The organism is Frankia sp. CcI49, assembly GCF_001983215.1.
Taxonomy (GTDB): Bacteria; Actinomycetota; Actinomycetes; order Frankiales; family Frankiaceae; genus Parafrankia; species Parafrankia irregularis.
The window spans coordinates 957-21,977 of the sequence record NZ_MOWP01000003.1; the positions used below are offsets into that span (position 1 = coordinate 957).

At 73.2% G+C, this 21,021-nt stretch carries 1 protein-coding gene (cut by a window edge); it reads right to left on the reverse strand.

The features are described from left to right. Positions 1-21,021: the 3' portion of a hypothetical protein gene (locus CcI49_RS00915; protein WP_206745179.1), read on the reverse strand. It continues 14,079 nt past the right edge of the window; 21,021 of the gene's 35,100 nt are visible here — the last part of the coding sequence; its start codon lies off the right edge, out of view; it ends in the stop codon at positions 1-3.

Genomic DNA, 21,021 nt, shown 5'->3' on the forward strand with positions numbered 1-21,021 from the left:
TCAGCGAGCTGACGACTCGCGCTCGGGCGCTGCCGAGCCGTCCCTCGGCGCCGAGGCGGGCTGCGCCGCGGTGTTCGCGATCAGGGCGTCGTACTGGTTCTGCCCGTTGTAGCTGAGATAGACGGGTTGACCGGGTGCGAAGCCGGCGGGTGAGGGCAGGTCGAGAAGAGCGAGAGGGCTGTTCCGGTCCTGCGGGCGAGTGGGGCGGACGATCACGAGGTTGATGTTGAGGGCCTGCGCGACCACGGCGGGCACCTGATCGAAGAGCGGAGTGTTCCGCAGCCGCGGGGATCGGATCGCCATCCCGACGAGGTCACTGATCATCATGCCCCTGGGTGGAATCAGGTTGTTCAGCTCGGGGACTCGCTGCAACATGCGATTCCAGGCGGTACCGAACGGATTGCCGATGATCGCGGCCTCCGCGCGCTGCCGGAGCGAAGACCAGGCGAAAAAGCTGGACGGCGCCGGTTCGCCGAGGATGCCGGCGAGGGCCGCGGAGTTGAGCCCGTCGAGGAGGCCCTGGACGATCACGCGGTGGCTTCCGTTCACCGGGTCGTCCAGCTGTGCCCGCAGTGACCTTCCGGTTCCTCCCGCAAACCAGCGGAACAGGCGTTCGCGCAGGTCTGTCGGAGTCGTGTTGTCGAGCGAGGTGCCCGGGCGCTGGCTGAGCACGCTTGTGATCAGTGCCGTGAAGAAGCCGCCGTCGTCGGTGATCGGGACCGGCCTGAACTGGCGGTCACCGACGACGATCTCTCCGGATCCGGTGCGGGAGACGGGCGGCGGGGACTGCGACGCCGGGGATTCGGGCAGTGGGCCGGAGTCCCCGGGCACCGGGGGCGCCGGGGGCACATCGGGTTCTCCCGGAGTCCGCGGCGCCGACGGTTGCGGTGCATCCGCGGGACGGTCGGCGATTTCGGGTACTGACTGGCCGGCGCTTCCGGGCTGCGGCCCGACAGGGCTTCCGGGCTGCGCTCCGGCGGTGCTCTCGACCGGGGGCTGGCCAGTACTCCCGGATCGGGACTCGGTGGCGTCGATCTGGTCGGCTGGTGCGGCCTGGTTGGCTGGGGTCGGGTAGGCGGGGGGTGGGAAACGTTCGTTGGTCCAGGCTGTGAGCTGGCGGAGTGCCTGGTCCTCGGGGGTGGGTGCCGTGTCTGGCGGTGTCGTGGGCTCGACCGCGGCCGGTGGGGGCGGGTCGTCGGCGCCGAGCGGGCGCAGCGCGGAGTACTGGTGGTCGGCCGGGTCGGAGGTGAGGTCGGCCGGCCGGCCGGATTCCTGGCCGAGGAAGACATGGACTTCCGGCGTTCCGGCAGTCCCTGTTGTCCCGGTTGTTTCGACTGCCGGAACGGCCTCGGCTGTTCCAGGTGCGGATGTGGAGGTTCCAGGTGCGGGTGTGGCTGTGGGCGCGGGTTCGGATGCCGCGGTCAGCGGGCCGGTGATCCGCAGCGGGACCGGTGGTTCCTGACTGACCGAATCGGCGGTGTGCAGTACCAGCCGCACCCCGAGAGCATCCGCGATCATGTGCAGGAAACCGGCCGCGGCCTGCCACCCCCCGCCATAGGGACCGGCGGCCCGCAGCTCGGATGCTTCCAGCTCGGTCACTGTGGGCACACGACCGTCCGGCCCCCGCAGGGTGGAACGGATCGTCGCCGTGAGGATGAGCGCTTCGGCGGGATGTCCGCCCGCGAGAAGCAGCGTTTCGAGTCGATCCCAGTCCGGGTGAGAGGGGCTGGACGCGAGAGCCGCGAGGACACCTTCGGGCTCGGTGGCCGGTGCGCCGTCCCCGGTGGTCAGACTGCGTAGCTCGTCGGGGCTCAGGGCGGCGAGTATCCGGTCACGGAGAAGGTCCGTCCCTGGGCGGGTGGCGCCGGGGTGCAGCAACGGTGCGATCAGGTTCTGGTGGACGTCGGCGAGAGCAGCCCGCAGCCGGGCCAGAACCGGCTCCGGTGCCTGCAGGAAATGACGGTGGATCTGCGCGAGTACGGACGCGGGAAGCTGAACGGCGGCACTCGCGAGAACGGCGGCGAAAAGACCGCCCTGGTCCTGGGGGTGACCGGTGGGGACGGGCATGATGCGGGCCGGGATCCCGTCCGGGAGGGTGATGATCCCACCCGGGCCGGAATAAGGGGGCTCAGGCCGCGCGATCACGCCTGCTTCGGGAGCGAGTGGCAGGTTCCGGGCGACTTCCAGGCGGAATCGGTCGAGCCGCTCAAGGTAACCAGGCGGAAGCGACGGGGCGGGCCCGGGCTGCGCGGAATCGCCGGCGGGCGGGTGTGCGGTCGAGGTGTCCTGGGTGTACGTGGCGCCGTCGGGCGACGCGGATGTGGTCGAGGCGTCCTCGGGCGATGTCGGCGTGGTCGAGCCGTTCTCGGGGTGCGTGGTCCGGGCGGGCGGCGGCAGTGGCGTGTTCGGGGTGACACCCGCGGGCGGGACGACCCAGATCGCCAGCTGATCCGGGGTGATTTCCACACCGTGGACACGGTGGGCGGCCGTCACGATGAAACGTGCCAACACCTGCGGCACAACGGGATCCGCCCGATCGTTGACGCGCAGCACCGGTCTGCCGTCGGCGGCGCTGTCGACCAGGACGACGAACCTGCCGTTCTCGGCATCCCGTGTCAGGCCGGGGGGCAGGTCGCTCGGCGGTATCGGGTCGCCGGTGGAACGCAGATCGAGGGAGACCGGATGGCCGACCCCCCCACCCGCCGGCCCGGGCGGGTCGGGGACGGGTGCCAGCGGCCACTCGTGGACGGGAGACCGCGCCGAGGCTCGCGTCCGCACCGGCAGGTCCAACTCGATCGAGAGCAGGACCGGGAACGTGTTCAGCGGACGCTGCCGGGGCGACGGCATCGGCTGCGGTGTCACCAGCGCGATGCTGCTGAAGGCCACGGCATCCCCGGTGCTCGGTAGATGGCGCTGGATGAGGGCGGCGAGCTGTTCCGGCGGGAGGAGGACGGGGCCGTGCTCGTCGAGCCGCACGGTCACCTGGCCGAGGTCGCCGTTGACCAGCACCTGGAACACACCGTCGACCCGTTCCACAGCCCGGGGCGGGGTGCGGTCGCCGATGGGGTCGGTCAGATCGATGGCGTAGACGCCCCGCTCATCGGAGTAGACCGTCACGGGGATGTCGGAGACGGACGCGCCGGCCAGGTACCAGTCGGAGAAGTCCAGGTTCGGGAGCTCCAGGCCGGTGCTGATCGGGACCACCCGGCCGGTCAGGCTGTCCTGCAGGTGGGTAGCGTTCGGGGTGGTGTTCGGGGTGACGTCCGGTGACGTCGCCACCACCCGCGCCCAGCGGTCCGCGATGACGTCACGTTCGGCGGGCACCGGACGCGCGTTGTGACCCACGTAGATCGTCTCGCCGCCGAGCAGCACCGAGACCTCGCGCGCGAAGGCCTCGAACGCCCTTTCCTGCACGGGAGTGAGCGTCCGGGTGGTGACCATCCGAATCGTTTCCGGCGGCGGCTCCGGTACCGGCGTGTTCCGCCCCGGCGCCAGCCCCGACTCCAGCCCCGGCCCCGGAACCGGTGTGCCCGGCTGCGCCTGTCGCGCCTCGAGCTGGACCTGTCGCCGGCGTGTCTCACGGTCGGCGCGGACGACGGCGGCGACCTCCCCGGCGGTGATCGCGCGGAGGCGGTCGGGCTCCCAGGACGGATGTCCGGCGAAGTCGGTGTGCACCACCAGCAACGGCGGTATGCCGATCGCGGTCTCCAGCGCGGCGAGGCCGGTATCCCAGACCTCCAGCTCGGTGGCGGTGGCGGGCTGGGTGGCGTGCGACCCGAACATGTACGAGCCGTTGCCGTAGGCCCGCGGGACGTCCGTGCTGGTCGCCTCGGTCAGGATGCCCTGGACGCTCACCGTCACCTGGGCGGGGGGGTGGTGCCGGGGTGCGACGATCTCGAGATCCGGGGTGGGCGAGCCGCTCCGCCCGGGGCTGGCGGTGCGGGGCCGTCGCTGGGCGCGGCCCGGTACCTCGTGCGGACCGAACGGCGCGGCGTCGGAGCGGATGCGGGCGACCGGGCGGCGGAACGCCTCGGCGAGCGCCTGGACATCCGCGGCGAAGACCGCCGTGGCTTCGTCGGCCGTGGGCGGCGGCGACCAGAGCACCAGCGCGCTGATCGGCTCACGCTGGGCGGCTGCCACCTGCTCGATCAGCGCTGGCATCAGGTCCGGGACGAGGCGGTGGACCGTCCCGTCGCTGTGGATGAGGCCGAGGTGGCCGTCGGGGAGGACGGGGAGATCGAGAACGAACGCCGAGCGCGGATAGGGAAGATCGGTCCTGCCGGCGGCAGGGTTCACCTCCGGTGTGGCCGGTGAGGCGAGGCCGTGGAAGGCCATTGGCATCCAGACCGGGGCGCCCGGTGGTGAGAGCCGGCCGATCGGGTCGGTGACCAGCGGTACCGGCTGGCCCTCCGGGTGGTGCAGCACCTGCCAGGGTGCCGGCCGGGGCGGGAAGCCGGTCACGTAGCTCGGGTCACCCCCGAGCCGGAGCAGCAGGGTCGTGTCGTCCGGCGGTCCGAAGACGAAGACGCCCGCGGCGGCGCCGACCTGGGCCCAGAAGTCGCGCTCCTCGCCTGTCGGGTCGTCGGTCACGATCACGAGTGGCTGGCCTTCCCAGCCGTGCGCGGTCAGGAAGGCGGGTACGGCGACGGCTGGCAGTTCCTCCCTGCTCCCGTCGAAGTAGCTGACCTCCAGGATCGGGGTGCCGTCGCCGGCGCGCCGGACTGATCCGCCCCGCACCTCGAACCGGTCGGTTCGCGCGGCGATCCCGGCCGGGGCGGGCAGATTGCCGCCCCCGGGCCACAGGAGAACGACACCGGCGGCGGTGCGCGCGACGGCGGCGGTGGTGCGCCGCCGGAGCCGGCCCTGGACGGTCTCCCAGCGGCTGGCGTTCAGTTCACGGGCACGTCCTGTCGTCTCCCAGGAACCTGTGGCGGCGGTCCTGCCCGCACCGGCGGTCGTGCCCGCGCCGGCGGTGGTGACGACGAGATGTGGAGAGCCGGCTGCGACCGGCCCGCCCGGGGGAAGGTGGAAGGAAGGTCTGCTGTCGGGGGCCGGCATCAGGATCTCGATCTGATGCCGGTCCGTCAGGGTCGCCAACGTCGCTCTGGCGTCACCCGGACCGCCCGCGGCCCAGATCCGGATGTCGTCGCCCCGCCAGCCGTTGTCTCTCAGCCAGGCGGCGAACTGGTTGGCACGTCCGGGCAGCGGCTCGAGGTTGCCGCGGGTGGACCGCAGTCGCGGGCCGGCGGCGTCGGTTCCGGTGGTGTCCGGCAGGACCAGGTCGAACAGTCCCGGGGTCGGCCCGGCCTGGGCCAGCAGGCGCAGCGCCGGGAGTGCGTCGAGGTACTCGTCGAGGGTGAGGGAGGCCAGGCCACCGGGCCAGATCACGGGCCCGCCGATCTCGAACACGAGCCAGCCGAGGTCGTTCGTCATCAGCCAGGTCGGTGGGGTGACCACCGACGCGTCGCCAGTCTGTGGCCTGGCCATCCGCCAGGCAGCCGGCGTACGCGCCCGGAGGCGGCCGTCCTGGATCTGCGGCTGGCCGCCCGGGTGGGGTGCCCAGAACTCCGCACGCAGGCTTTCGGCGAACTCGGTCATCTGCCCCAGCAGCGCCCGCTCCCGCTCCCGCTCCACGTCGTCCGGATAGAGCGGGGCCACCCAGAGCTGGACGGGGCCGCCGCGCCAGCCCGCGTTCTCCAGCAGTCCGCGCAGGATGTCCGGAGTGACGTCCAGGCCGTCCACGCCGGGCAGGCCGGGCATGACGTCCAGGACGGGCAGCACGATCCGGCCGTCCCGGCCCCGGGGCAGGAAGACAGTGGTGATCCGGTCACTGGGCCGGAGGCGGGCCGCGAGCTCCGCGGTCTCCGCGGTGAAGACGGTTCCCCGCGTGGCATCGACCTGGACCCCCGGCGGCAGCGGRCGCACCGCCTCCACCGGGCCGGCGGGCTCCGGATCCGTCCCGGCCGCGAGGGCGGGGGCGGGAGGTACCGCGGGAGCAGCGACCGTCGCGGGAGCGGCCGGTGCCTCGGGAACCGCGGGAACGGCAGGAGCGGCGGGTGCCTCGGGAACCGCGAGAACGGCGGGTGTCTCGGGAGCGATGGGGAGCGGGGCGGGGTCGCCGTCGACCTCCGTCTCGGCCAGGGAGCCGTCGACGTCCAGCCGCACCTCGGTCGGGAGGCCCTCGGCCCGGGCGCCGCGCCAGCCACGGGGCGTGACGATCGTGAGGTGCGGTGTGCTGCGCGGGGTGCCCGGCGCGCCCGGCCGGCGGGCGGCCGCGCCCGGGACGTACAGCTCGGCGAACGGGTCGGCCCCCCGGTCGATGCGTGCGACGGGGCGCCCGAGCGCGTCGGCGAGGTTCTGGACCGCCAGCTCGAAGGTGGCGGCCGGCCCGTCGGAGCCAGGCGGAGGCGACCACAGCACGAACGCCGCCACCGGCTGGCCATCCTGGCGCGCCGCCACCGCGGCGACCAGGACGGGCAGGAGGTCCGGGCCGAGCGGGCGCACCGAGCCGTCACCGAACAGCAGCCCGAGGCGGCCGTCGGGCAGCACCGGCAGATCCAGCGCGAAGACCGAGTCCGGGTAGGGCAGCATCGAGTCCAGGACGAGGCCGTCGAAGGCGTGCGCGGTCGACGAGGCGAGGCCGGGCGAGGTCATCGGCAGCAACATCGGGGCGTCCGGCGGCGACAGCCGGCCGAACGGGTCGGTCACCAGCGGCGCCGGAACACCCTCCGTGCTGTGCAGAAGCTCCCAGCCCGCGAGGTCGCGGGTGGTGAGGGCGCCCTCGGCGAGGTCTTCGAGGCTGTCCAGGGCGTCTGGGTCCAGCGCGTTGCCGATCAGGAACGGGGCGCCGTCGGGCCAGGTCAGCAACCTGGCGGTCGCGGGTGGCGCGAAGACGAACGTCCCGGCGGCGGCGCCGACCTGGGCCCACAGGTCGCGCAGCGCGGGGCTCAGCCCGTCGTCTCCGATCACCAGTGGCTGGCCCGTCCACCCGAGCGCGGTGAGGAAGTCCGGTATCTCGGTGGCCGGCAGCTCGCGGGACGTCCCGTCGAACCGGCCGACGACGAGGACCGGCGTACCGTCGGCCCGAACCCGCAGGGTGCCGCCGCGCACCTCGAACCGGTCCGGCCGGGCACCGGACGCGGCAGACGCGGCAGACGCACCGGACACGCCAGACGCGGCGGGCGCGGCGGGCGCGGCGGGCGTCGGCAGCGGCCCGCGGCCACCCGGTGGTAGCAGGATCACTCCGGCCGGTGTGCGGATCACCGCGTCGGACGTCCGTCGCCGCAGTCCGCCGTCGACGGACTCCCACCCGCTCACGCCCAGCTCGCCGTACTGACCCAGCTCCTGCCAGGTGCCCGGCGACCCGTCCGCCCTGACGACCCGCGGCGGGCCGCCCGCGGCACGGTCGGCGTTCCAGCCGAAGGCGCGGAAGGAGGGCCTGCCGCCCGCGGCGGGCATCAGGATCTCGATGCCGTTGCCGGCCGCGAGGTCCCGCAGCGCCGGGAGGAGGCCGCCGGGTCCGCCCTCACTCCAGATCCGCAGGTCCGTTCCCGGCTGCCAGCCACCGTGTGTCAACCAGTCGGTCAGGTCCCGCGGCAGCGCTCCGACCCGGCCCGCGTCCGTCACCCGCCCGGGGCCCTGGGCGTTGATCGGCAGGACGAGATCGAACAGGGCCGGCGTGGACTCCGGTTCCGCCTGTGCCATCTGTTGCAGCGTCGGGCGCGCCACGAGGTATTCACTCAAAGTCATCGACGCCATTCCGCCGCGCCAGTGCACCGTGCCGCCGCCGATCAGCCGGAGCCCGCCCAGGCCGTCCGGCCGCAGCCAGCCGGGAGGCGTCACCACCGGTTCACCGCCGTTCTCCGGACGGCGGGGCACGGCCCGGAACCAGCCGTTCGGCAGGCTGGAGCTGACCCGGACGCGCCCGTTGTCGATCCGCGGCCGGGCGGCCGGGTCGGGCGAGTAGAAATCCGCACGCAGGCTGTCGGCGAAGTCCTCCATCTGGTTGGTGAGGGCCTCGTCCCAGGAGGCGGCCTGCTCCGGGGTCTGTGCCCGGGGGCCGATCGGCAGCAGCTGGACCGGTCCGCCCCGCCAGCCGGCAGCCGCCAGCAGTTCACGCAAGGTGGCCACCGTCAGCGCCTCGAGCGCCGTCTCGGGTGCCGCCTCAGGCGTCGCTTCAGTCGATCCTTCGTCGCTGATCGCGCCGTCGGGGCCGTCGGGGCCGTCGGGGCCGTCGGGGCCCGGCAGGGCGATGCGGCCGTCCGCGGCGCGCGGGAGCAGCAAGGTGATCACGGAGGTGCTGGGGGTGAGGAGCCCGACCTGCCGGGCCGTCGTCTCCGTGTAGACCACCCCCCTTCCGGCGTCGACGCGGACACCGGGAGGCAGGGTGCCCACGTGGTCCGGCGCGAGCGGTGATTCCGGCCGAGGCTGGCTGGCGATCTCCCGCGGCGGCTCCGGGGTGCTCTCGCGCTGAGCCCCCGGGGCGCTGTCGGTCGCGCCGGTGGAGCTTTCCGGTCCGGCGGTGCGGGACGACCGGTTCTCCGGCGGGTCGACGGGTGCGGCCTGGTCGGTGGGGGGCGGGTAGGCGGGGGGCGGGAAACGTTCGTTGGTCCAGGCTGTGAGCTGTCGGAGTGCCTGGTCCGCGGGGGTGGGTGTCGTGCCGGCCGGTGTCGCGGGCTCGGCTGCGGCCGGTGTCGCGGGCTCGACCGCGGCTGGTGGGGGTGGGTCGTCGGCGCCGAGTGGGCGCAGGGCGGAGTACTGGTGGTCGGCCGGGTCGGAGGTGAGGTCGGCGGGCCGGCCGGATTCCTGGCCGAGGAAGACATGAATTTCGGGTGTTTCGGCCGTTTCGAGCGCCGGGGCGGCCTCGGCTGCTCCGGATGCGGCCGCGGGTGTTTCTGATGCGGGTGTTTCGGGTGCCGGGGCGGTGGGGGGTTCGGATGCCGCGGCCAGCGGCCCGGTGATCCGCAACGGGTCCGGCGGTTCCTGACTGACCGAATCCGCCGTGTGCAGTACCAGCCGCACCCCGAGAGCATCGGCGACCAGACCCAGGAAACCGGCCGCAGCCAGCCACCCCCCGCCATACGGACCAGCGACCCGCAACTCGGACGCTTCCAGCTCCGTCACAGTAGGCACACGACCGTCCAGCCCCCACATGGCGGAACGGATCGTCACCGTGAGAATCAGCGCCTCGGCGGGATACCCACCCGCGAGAAGCAGCGTTTCAAGCCGATCCCAGCCCGGGTGAGAAGGATCGGACGCGAGCACCGCGACCACACCTTCAACCCCGCCGGCTGGAGCTCCATCCCCGGCGGCCGGAGCGCCGTCCTCGGTGGTCAGACCGCGCAGCTCATCCGCGCTCAGGACGGCGAGTACCCGGTCACGAAGAGGATCCGTCCCCGGACGGACGGCACCGGGAGACAGCAACGGGGCGATCACGTTCTGATGGACATCGGCGAGAGCAGCCCGCAACCGCGCCAGAACCAGCTCCGGCGCCTGCCGGAAATGACGGTGGATCGCAGCAAGCGCGGACACCGGAAGCTGCACGGCGGCACTCGCGAGAACCGCGGCGAAAAGACCACCCCGATCCTGAGGATGACCAGTGGGAACAGGCATGATACGAGCCCGGGTCCCATCCGGCAGAGTGATGATCCCACCCAGGCCGGAATAGACCGGTTCAGGCCGCGCGATCACACCCGCCTCGGGAGCGACGGACAGATACCGGGCGACTTCCAGGCGAAATCGGTCGAGCCGCTCAAGGTAACCAGGCGGAAGCGACGGGGTGTGTCCGGACTGTGCGGGGCTATCGGGCGGCAGGGGAGTGTTCGGGGTGACGCCCGCGGGCGGGAAGACCCAGATCGCCAGCTGATCCGGGGTGATTTCCACACCGTAGACGCGGTGGGCGGTCGTCACGATGAGCCGGGCGAGTACCTGCGGAGTGACGGGTTCGACTCTGTTGCGTACCCGCACCATCAGTCTGCCGTCGGCGGCGCTGTCGACCAGGACGACGAACCTGCCGTTCTCGGCATCCTGTGCCAGGCCGGGAGGCAGATCCTGCCGGGGCGTCGGGAAACGTTCGGAATGCAGGTCGAGGGAGACCGGATGTTCGGGATTCCTTCGCCTCGGCTGTGTCTGGTCGAGGTTCGGCGTCGTCGGCCACTGGGCGACGGGCGCCGAATCCTGCTGGTAGTCCAGCCGAATCCGGACCGGTAGGCCCAGTTCCGTCCTGAGCAGGACGGGGAACGCGGTCAGGTAGGGCGGTCCGAAGGATGCCGGTAGCGGTCGGGGGGTTACCAGTGCGACGGTGTTGAAGGTGACACCGTCCCGCGGCCCGGGCAGATGCCGCTGGACGAGCGCGGCGAGCTGCTCCGGCGGGATGGCTGCGGGGCCGAATTCCGCCAGCTGCACGATCACCTGGTCCCGGTCGCCGTCGACCAGCACCTGGAATATCCCGTCGGACCGTTCGAYGGCCCGCGGGGAGGTGCGTTCCTCGTCCGGATTCCTGAGGTCGATGGCGTAGACGCCCTGCTCGTCGGAGTAGACCGTCACGGCGACGTCGGAGATCGACGCCCCGGACAGCTGCCAGTCGGAGAAATCCAGCGATGGAATTCCCAGATCCGCGCTGATCGGGACGAGCCGGTCGGTCAGGCCGTCCTGGATGTGGGTGGCGTTCGGGATGGTGTTCGGGGTGCTGCCCGGTCGTGTCGCGGCGATCGGCACCCAGCGTTCGGCGATGACGTCACGGCTGGCGGGTGCCGGGCGCGCGTTGTGACCCACATGGATCGTCTCGCCGCCGAGCAGTGCCGAGACCTCTCGCGCGAAGGCCTCGAACGCCCTTTCCTGCACGGGAGTGAGCATCCGGGTGGTGACCATCCGAAGCGTTTCCGGTGCCGGGTCCGGGACCGATGCGTTCGGTACCGGATCCGGCACCGGCTCCGATGCGGTTTCCAGCCCCGGTTCCAGCCCCGGTTCGAGTTCCGGTTCGAGTTCCGGTTCGCCCGGCCTCGGTCTACCCGGCCTCGGTGCGTGTGCGGAATCAAGCCGGGCCTGCTGCGCATCGAGCTGCGCCTGTCGCCGGCGAGTCCCACGGTCGGCTCGGACGACCGCGGCGACCTCCCCGGCGGAGATCGCACGCAGCCGCCCGAGCTCCCAGGACGGATTTCCGGCGACATCGGTGTGCACGACCAGCAGCGGCGGCATGCCGGTGCCGATCTCCAGGACGGAGAGACCGAAATCCCAGGCCGCCAGCTCGGCGACGATGTCCGGCTGGGTGGCGTGCGACCCGAACAGGTACGAGCCGTTGTCATACGCCCGCGGGACGTCCCTGCTGGTCACGTCGGTCAGGACACCGCTGTCCACCGTCAGGTAGCTCGGGAGGCCCTCCTGCCCCCGGGGGCGGACGATCTCGATCGTCAGCGGAACGGAGTCGCCGTCGGGGATGCCGAAGACGGACGTGAGGGCACCGGGGATCCCGCCGTCGGCGTAGGGGTCGGTGCCGGTGAGGATGCGCACGACGGCGAGACCGGACGCGTCGGCCAGTGCCTGGACGTCCTGGCTGAAGGCGGCGTCGGCCGTGCCGTCGGTGGCGGTGGGCGGTGGCGACCACAGGACCAGGGTGCTGACGGGTTCGTTCCGGGTGGCCCGCACCTGGTCGGTCAGCGTCCGCGTCCGGTCCGGGGTGAGCGGGCGGACTGTTCCGTCGCCGTAGGTGAGGCCGAGGTGGCCGTCGGGGAGCACGGGGAGATCCAGCACGAAGGCCGAGCGCGGGTAGGCGAAGCCGCTGCGTAGCACGGGGGTGGTGAAACTCGCTGTGGCCGGTGAGGCCAGGCCCGGGGTGACCGTCGGCATCCAGACCGGGGAGTCGGGCGGCCACAGCCGGCCGACCGGGTCGGTGACCAGCGGCGGCGGCCGGCCCTCGGGGTGGTGCAGCACCTTCCAGGCGACCGGGTGCCGTTCGCTGCGCATCACCAGGCTCGGGTCGCCGCCGGGTCGGATGCCCAGCGTCTCGCCCGGGGGCGGCGCGAAGACGAAGGCGCCGGCGGCGGCGCCGACCTGGGCCCAGAAAGCGCGTCCCTCGTCCGTGAGGGTATCGTCGGCGATCACGAGTGGCTGGCCGGCCCAGCCGTGCGCGGTCAGGAAGGCGGGCACGTCCACGGCGGGCAGTTCATAGGACGTCCCGTCGAAGCGGCCGATGACCAGCGCCGCGGTACCGGCGGCGGTGAGCTGGACTGATGCTTCCTGGATCTCGAACCGGTCGGTTCGGGTGGAGAGACGATCGGGCCTGGGCAGTGCCGTGCGTCTGCCGGGTGCGAGCAGCACGATGCCCGCGGTGGTGCGGGCGACCGCGTCGGTGGTGCGGCGCCGGAGCCGGCCGCCGACGGTCTCCCAGCGGCTCGCGCCCAGCTCACCGGGACGCCCGATCTCCTGCCAGCGGCCTGGGGTGTCGTCGCCGGTGACGAGCCGCGGCGGGCCGGCGGGGACCGGCGCCCCGCCGGGGGTGTGGAAGGAGGGCCGGCTGCCGGCGGCGGGCATCAGGATCTCGATGTTCTCGGTGTAGTTGAGCTCCGCCAGGTCCAGCAGTGTCTCCCGGGCCTCACCGGGACCACCGCGGAACCAGATCCGCAGGTCGTCGCCTTCCCGCCAGCCGCCGCCGCGCAGCCAGGCCGCGAGTTCGCGGCGCTGGGCGGGTAGCTGTTCGAGTGTCCCGTCGGGTGAGCGCCGCCGGGGGCCTTCGGTGGTGTCCGGCAGGATGACGTCGAACAGGCCCGGGGTCGGCCCGGCCTGGGCCAGCTCGCGCAGCGCCGGGAGCGCGGTGAGGTACTCGTCGAGGGTCATCGAGGCCATGCCGCCGGGCCAGCGCACGAGACCGCCCTGCCCGGGCGCGGGGCCGGCGGTCGCCCCCGGGCCGAGGGCTCCGTCGCCGTCGGCGGACTGGGCCAGCCAGGTCGGCGGGGTGATGACCGGTGCGCCGCCGGCCGCCGGGCGGCGGGGGGCGGTCACGTTCCAGGCCTGCGGGATCCGGGTGTCGACGCGCAGGAGGCCGTCCTCGACCCGCGGCGCGGCGGCGGGGTTCGGCGTCCAGATCTCCGTGCGCAGGCTGTCGGCGAACTCGGCGGTCTGGGCCGCGAGGGCCTCGTCGTGGGCTGGTTCGAGGTCGTCGGTCGGGTCGACGGCGGGCAGCCAGAGCTGGACGGGGCCGCCGCGCCAGCCGGCCTGCTCGAGCAGTTCGCGCAGGGTTTCCGGGGTGAGCGCCTCGGAGGCGGTGGCGCCGGCCGGGCTGGTCCACTCAGCCGGGTCAGCCGGGTCAGCCGGGCTGGCCTGCTCGGCCAGGTCGGCTGGGCTGGTCTGCTCGGCCGGGTCGGGTAGGCCGATCCGGCCGTCCGCGGTGCGCGGCAGGAACACGGTGGTGATCCGGCGGCTGGGGTGGAGGCCGGCCGCGAGGTCGGCGGTCCGGGGGGTGAAGACAGTTCCCCGGGCGGAGTTCACCACGACGCCCGGACGGACGGTCCGCGGCTCGTCCGTGGGCTGGGTCGCCGTCTGTGTCCCCTGCCCGGCCGGCGCCTCCTCGTAGCCGGGGGGCGGGAAACGTCCGCTGGTCCAGTCCCCCAGCAGTCGTAGTCCCTCCTCCGCGGGGCCGGTGGTGGAGGTGGGGGTGAGCGGCGCGTCCCGGAGCGGAGGGGGCGCCGTCGCGCCGAGCGGGTGCAGGGCGAGATACGGGTCGGGGACGGACACGCCGGCGGACGTGGACTCGCCGGACTCACTCGACCCGCTGGGACTGCTGGACCGGCCGGATCCGCCGGGCACGCTCGATTCGCCGGGCGCATCCGATTCGTTGGATTCGCTGGGCGCGCCCGATTCACTGGGTGCGTCCGATTCACCGGATTCGCCGGAGCGGTCGGAACCGGGTGACCGCCCTGCGTAGACGTCATGGAAGATGTGGATCACGAGCTCGTCGGGTGCTTCGGCCGTTTCGGACGGGGCGGCCACACTGGTGACCTCCTCGGGTTCGGCGAATCTTCCACTCCGCGCCGATTCGGGTGTGTGGAGCACCAGCCGTATTCCCAGGGCGTCGACGAGCATCTGCCGGAGCTCTCGCTCGCTCAGCCAGCGGCTCGGGTCGGGGCCGCGGAGTTCGTGGGCCTCCACCTCGCTCACAGTCGGCATGCGTCCGCCGAGCTCGTACATGGTGGCGCGCAGGGACTGGAGCACAAGCAGTTCGAAACGCCTCGCCCGGCGGCCGGACAGCAGCGTCTCGAGACGGTCCCAGGCGGGATGGGCGGGGCTCGTGGCGAGCATGGCCGCGGCGTCGGCGACAGCCCGCCCGGCGCGCTCCACGGATGCCTCGATGGCCGCCAGGGCCGCGGCCATCCCGGACGTGTCGCCGCCTTCCGGCGTACCGGGGCGGGCGGTGCCACCGTCCACCGAGCCGCCGGTTTCCGTGCCGCCGTCGACAGAGCCGCGCAGATCTGTGCCGCTGTTCTCAGTACCGCCGCCGTTCTCAGTACCGCCGCTGTCCTCGGTGCCACCGTCGGTCTCCGCGGGCCCGCCGCTGTCCGTGGTCCCGTCCGTGAGCAGGCCGGCGACATCGTCGTCGTTCAGGTACCGGAGCACCGCGTGAGTGAGGAAGTCGGTTCCGGGGCGGGGGTCGTCGGGGTGGAGGAGGGGTGCGACGAGATTCTGATGGATGTCGGCGAGCGCGGCGCGCAGGTGGGCGAGAACTGGTCCGGGGGCGAGGGCGAGCTGTCGGTGCATCCCGGCGAGGGGTGATGTGGGGTGTTGGGCGGCGGCGCTGGAGAGGATGGCGCCCAGGAGGCCGCCCTGGTCGTGGGAGTGGTCGGTCGGGACGGGGATGACGCGGGCCTGGGAGCCGTCCGGGAGGGTGACGATCCCGCCGGGGCCGGGGTAGATGAGCTCCTTCTTGGCCAGTGTGGTGGCGGCGGGGATGAGGGGTAGCAGTTCGGCGACCCGCTGGCGGAAGCGATCGAGTCGTTCGAGGTAGCCGGGTGGCAGCGGCGGAGTGTGCTCAGGCTGCGCGGGGTGTGCGGGGTGCCCGGTGCCGCCGGGCGGCAGGGGTGTGTTCGGGGTGGTGCCCGCGGGCGGCAGGGCCCAGATCGCCAGCATCCGCGGCGTCGGTCTCACGCCGAGGTTCTCGGCACCCGTGACGATGAGGCGGACGACCACCCGCGGGGTGGCCGGCTCCAGCACACCGTTCACCCGCAGCACCAGTCTGCCGTCGGGGGCGCTGCCGACGAGGACGACGAACCTGCCGTTCTCGGCGTCCTGCACCAGGCCGGGGGGCAGGTCGCCGGCTGGCGTCAGGTCGCCGGTGGAATGCAGGTCGAGCGAGACCGGGTGAAGGTTCTGCCGCCTCGGCTGCAGCCGGGCGGGTCGCGGTACCGGCTGCCACAGGGGGGTGGACGACGACGGTTGCAGGTGCGCCGCCAGCAACTCCAGCCTTTCCGTCCGCTCCGGCGTGTCCAGCTCCATCCCGAACAGGACCGGGTAGGCGGTGAGGTAGGGCGTCGCGAGTGCCGGCGGCAGCGATTCGCGGGGCACCAGCACGACGGCGGTGAAGGACACCCCGTCATCGGGGTCCGGCAGGTGCCGGTGGACGAGCCCCGCGAGCTGCTCCGGCGGGATGGTGACGGGACCCATCTCGATCAGCCACCCGGTCACCCGGTCACGGTCGCCGTCGACCAGGACCTGGAACACGCCGTCGACCCGCTCCACGACCCGCCGGGAGGCGGCGGATTCGTACGGGTCGGTCAGTTCGATGGCGTAGACGCCCCGCTCGTCGGAGTGGACCGTCACGGCGACGTCCGAGATCGAGGCGCCGAACTGGTACCACTCGGTGTAGTCCAGCGCGGGGGTGTCCAGGCTCGCACTGATCGGGACGAGCCGCCCGGTCAGGCTGTCCCGGACGTGGGTGACGTCCGGAGTGGTGCCCGGGGTGGTGCCCGGGGTGGCGCTTGGGATGGCGCTCGGGGTCGCGTCCGGTGGCGCCGCGGTCACCGGCACCCAGCGGTCGGCGATGACGTCACGGGCGGTGGGCGACAGACGTGCGTTGTGACCCACGTAGATCGTGTCGCCGCCGATGAGTCCCGAGACTTCTCGCGCGAAGTCCTCGAACGCCCTCTCCTCCTCGGGGGTGAGGATTCGGATGGTGACCATCCGAACCGGCCCCGACCCCGATCCCGGCTCTGGTAGCGGTGTGTTGGGTCCCGGCTCCGGCTCCGGTTCCGGTGTGCCCGGCTCCGGTGTGCCCGGTGTCGGTGTGGACGTGTCCGACGTCGACGGCTGGTCCTGCTGTGCGGCGGCGAGCTCGGCATCGAGCTGGGCCAACTGCGAGTCGAGCCGGATTCGTTGTGCGTCGCGCCCGGCCAGCTGCCACCGCGCCTCGCGGTCGGCGCGGACGACGGCGGCGACCTCCCCGGCGGTGAGGGTGCGGAGTCTCTCGAGATCCCAGGACGGGTTTCCAGCGGCATCGGTGTGCACGACCAGCAGCGGCAGCGCGCCGGCGGCGGTGTCCAGGGCGGCGAGGCCGGAGTCCCAGGTCTCGAGCTCGGCCGCGGTACCCACGTCGGTGGCGTGCGATCCGAACATGTACGAACCGTCGCCGTACGCCTGCGGGGTGTACCTGTCTGATCTCTCTGCCAGATTGCCGTCGCTGCCCACGGTCAGGTAGGTCGGGAGATCTGGCCGGTCCTGGCTGGCTCGCTGGCTCCTGGGGCGGACGATCTTGATCTGCTGTGCGGAGGAGGCGAGGGAAGCCGCTGAGCCGGCGGAGGCGGCTGAGCCAGCGGGCAGGGTGCGGACGACGGGGTGGTTGAAGGCGTCGGCGAGGGCCTGGATGTCCTGGTCGAAGGTGGCGTTGGCCGCGCCGTCGGTGGCGGGGGGCGGTGGCGACCACAGGACCAGGGTGCTGACAGGTTCGCGCTGGGTGGCCCGTACCTGGCCGATCAGAATCTGCATCCGGTCCGGGGTGAGGGGGCGGACTGTTCCGTCGCCGTAGGCGAGGCCGAGCTGGCCGTCGGAGAGGACGGGGAGGTCCAGGATGAAAGCCGAGGGCGGGTAGCTGCCGTCGTCGTTCCTGATCGCTTCCCTGGCGAGGTCGCCGAGGTCTGTCGTGGCTGGCGAGAGGAGGCCATGGGCGGCCAGAGGTAGCCAGACGGGGTCGCCGGGTGGCCACAGGCGGCCGATCGGGTCGGTGACCAGGGGCAGCGGCCGGCCCGCGGGATGGTGCAGCACCTGCCACTCCCGCCGGCCCCACTGGGTGGTGTCCTGCCGGATGGCCGGGTCGCCGGTGGGCAGGTGTTCCAGGGTGGCGCCCGGGGACGGCGCCAATACGAAGGCGCCGGTGGCGGCGCCGACCTGGGCCCAGAAGGCGTGTTCCCCGGCGGTGAGGGCGTCGTCGGCGATCACGAGTGGTTGGCCCGCCCAGCCGTGCGCGGCGAGGAAGTCCGGCACCTCGGTGGCCGGCAGCTCGCGGGACGTCCCGTCGAAGCGGCCCACGACCAGTGCCGGGGAGCCGCCGGTGGTGAGCCGGGTCGATCCGCCATGGATCTCGAAACGGTCAGGTCGCGCGGCGATGTGGCCGGCCGGGGGAAGATTTCCGCCGCCGCCGGGTGGGAGCAGCGCGATGCCGGCGGTGGTGCGGGCGACGGCGTCGGTGGTGCGGCGCCGGAGCTGCCCGTCGACGGTCTCCCAGCGGCTGGCGTCCAGCTCACCGGGACGTCCGATCTCCTGCCAGGGCCCCGGGGCGCCGTCGGCGGTGACGAGCCGCGCGAGGCCGGCGGGGTCCGGCGCGCCCTCGGGGTCCGGTGCACTCTCGGGGGTGTGGAAGGAGGGCCGGGTGCCGGCGGCGGGCATCAGGATCTCGATGTTGCTGCGGACTGCCAGGCTCCGCAGCCTCTCCCGGGCGTCGCCGGGACCGCCGCGGAACCAGATCCGCAGGTCGTCGCCTTCCCGCCAGCCGCCGCGCGCCAGCCAGGCGCCGAGCTCGGTGGGCCACCGTGGGAGCTGGCCGAGGTGGCCGTTGCGCAGCCGTATCCGCGGGCCGTCGATGTTGTCGGGCAGGATGACGTCGAACAGCCCTGGTGTCGGCCCGGCCTGGGCCAGCTCACGCAGCGCCGGGAGCGCGGTCAGGTAGTCGTCGAGGCTCATCGAGGCCAGACCGCCGGGCCAGACCACGGGCCCGGCGATCCGGCTGTTGAGACCGAGGCCGCCGTTGGCGGTCGGTGCCAGCCAGGTGGGTGCGGTGAGCTGGGTGACCGGAGCGCCTTCGTCCGCCGCGGGCTGTGGCGTGGCTACCTGCCAGTGATCATGTAGCACCTCGAAGGCGCGGAGCTGACCGCCACGCACTCCGGGGCCGGCCCCCGCTTCGGGAGCCCAGACCTCCGCCCGCAGGCTGTCGGCGAACTGGCCCATCTGTTCCAGCAGCGCCCGTTCATGCGCCGGGTCGACGCGGTTCGGGCGCAGAGCGGGAACCCAGAGCTGGACGGGACCACCGCGCCAGCCGGCCTGCTCGAGCAGCTCGCGCAGGGCCTCCGGGGTGAGTGCCTCGGGCGCGGCGTCGGTCTGGCGGCTCGGGTCGGGCAGGCCGATCCGGCCGTCCGCGGTGCGTGGCAGGAACACGGTGGTGATCCGGCGGTTGGGACGCATTCTGGCCGCGAGGTCGGCGGTCCGGGTGGTGAAGACCGTGCCCCGCGCGGAGTTCACCAGAACACCCGGCCGGACGGTACGCGGCTCGTCTCCCGGCAGGATCTCCGTCTCTGTCTCCTGCTCGGCCGCCGCCTCGGGCTGGGGTTGCGGTTGGTGCTGCGGCTGCGGTTGCGGTTGCGGTTGGTGCTGCGGCTGGGGCTGGGGTTGGTGCTGGTGCTGGTGCTGGGGCTGGGGTTGCGGTTGCGGCTGGGGCCGGGGGCGGGGCTGGCCGGGGGGTTGGTCCGGCGTCGGTGCCTGGATCAGGACACTGTCGTCGTCCACCGTCAGGTGGGTCGGGAGATCCTCCTGGCCTCGGGGGCGGACGATCTCGATCTCCGGCGGGTGGAACTCGCCGTCGTCGAAGCCGGTGGTGTGGAGGGGCCCGCCGGGGACATCCCGGCGGAAGCTCGGATCGGCACCGGCGCGAATGCGGACGACGGCGAGACCGGACGCGTCGGCCAGAGCCTGGACGTCCCGGCCGAAGGTGCCGGCGGCTTCGGTGGCGGCGGGTGGTGGTTGTGACCACAGGACCAGGGTGCGGACGGGTCCGCTCTGGATGCTCCACATCTGGTCGATCAGTGCGGGCGTCAGTTCCGCGGTGAGGGGGCGGACCGTCCCGTCACCGAAGGTGACGCCTAGGTGGCCGTCAGGGAGGACCGGCAGGTCCACCACGAAGGTCGCGGACGGGTAGGGAAGGACGTCGTCGGCGATGACGTTTCTGACGGCGCTGCTGAGGTCCGCCGAGGTCGGTGAGGCCAGGCCGAGGGTGGCCAGCGGCAGCCAGCTGGGGTTGTCGGGTGGCCGCAGCCGGCCGATCGGGTCGGTGACCAGGGGAAGCGGCCGGCCTTCCGGGTGGTGCAGCACCTCCCAGGCTCTCAGCCGAGGGCTGCCCTGCGTAATGATGAAGGGCTCGCCGTCGGGCTGGCGCCCGAGAACGGCGTAGGCGCGTGGGGCGAAGACGAAGGTGCCGGCGGCGGCGCCGACCTGGGCCCAGAAGGCGCGCGCTTCGGCTGGGAGGTCGTCGTCGGCGATCACGAGCGGCTGGCCCGCCCAGCCGTACGCGGCCAGGAAGGCGGGCACGTCGGCGACGGGCACCTCGTAGGACGTCCCGTCGAAGCGGCCCACGACCAGTGCCGGGGAGTCGCCGGCGGTGAGCCGGGTCGATGAGTCGGAGATCTCGAAATGATCAGGACGGGTCGTGGTGCGGGCGGGCACCTCACGGCCGCCGGGTGGGAGCAGCGCGAGGCCGCCGGCGGTGTGGGCGACGGCGTCGGTGGTGCGGCGCCGGAGCTGCCCGTCGACGGTCTCCCAACGGCTGGCGTCCAGGTCGCCGGGACGCCCGATCTCCTGCCAGACACCCGGGGTGCCGTCGCCGGAGACGAGCCGCGGCGGACCGGCGGGCACCGGCGCCCCGCCGGGAGTGTGGAAGGACGGTCGGCTGCCCGCGGCGGGCATCAGGATCTCGATTTGGTTGTGGACTGCCAGGCTCCGCAGCGTCTCCCGGGCGGCACCGGGACCGCCGCGGAACCAGATCCGCAGGTCCTCGCCGTTCCGCCAGCCGCCGCGCGCCAGCCAGGCGTGGAGCTCCATGCGGTTTCCGGGCAGCTGTTCGAGCGTGCCGTCGGCACGCCGCAGCTGCGGGCCGTCCGCGCCGTCCGCGCCGTCGGGCAGGATGAGGTCGAACAGCCCCGGTGTCGGCCCGGCCTGGGCCAGCCCGCGCAGCGCCGGGAGCGCGGTCAGGTAGTCGTCGAGGCTCATCGAGGCCATCCCGCCGGGCCAGACCACGGGATCGTCGATCCGGCCGCTGGGACCGAGGCTGCCGTCGTCGGTCGGCGCCAGCCAGACGGGTGGGGTGACGACCGGTGAGCCGCCCTCGGCCTGGGGGCGCGGCGGGGTCACGGTCCAGGCGTGCGGGAACTGGGTGTCGACGCGCAGGAGGCCGTCCTCGACGCGCGGCGCGGCAGCGGGGTTCGGCGTCCAGATCTCGGTGCGCAGGCTGTCGGCGAACCCGACCAGCTGTGCGTTCAGCGCCCGTGCCCGCTCCTGCTCCTGGACCGGGTTCACGGCGGCCGGGTCGGGGGCGGGCAGCCAGAGCTGGACGGGGCCGCCGCGCCAGCCGGCCTGCTCGAGCAGCTCGCGCAGGGCCTCGGGGGCGAGTGCCTCGACCGCGGGGGCGTCGGTCGGGTCACTCTGGCCGTTCGGGCCGGCCTGGCCGCCCGGGCCGGCCTGGCCCACGGGGTTGCTCTGGCCCACCGGGCCGGTCGGGTTGGGCAGGCCGATCCGGCCGTCCGCCGTACGCGGCAGGAACACGGTGGTGATCTGCCG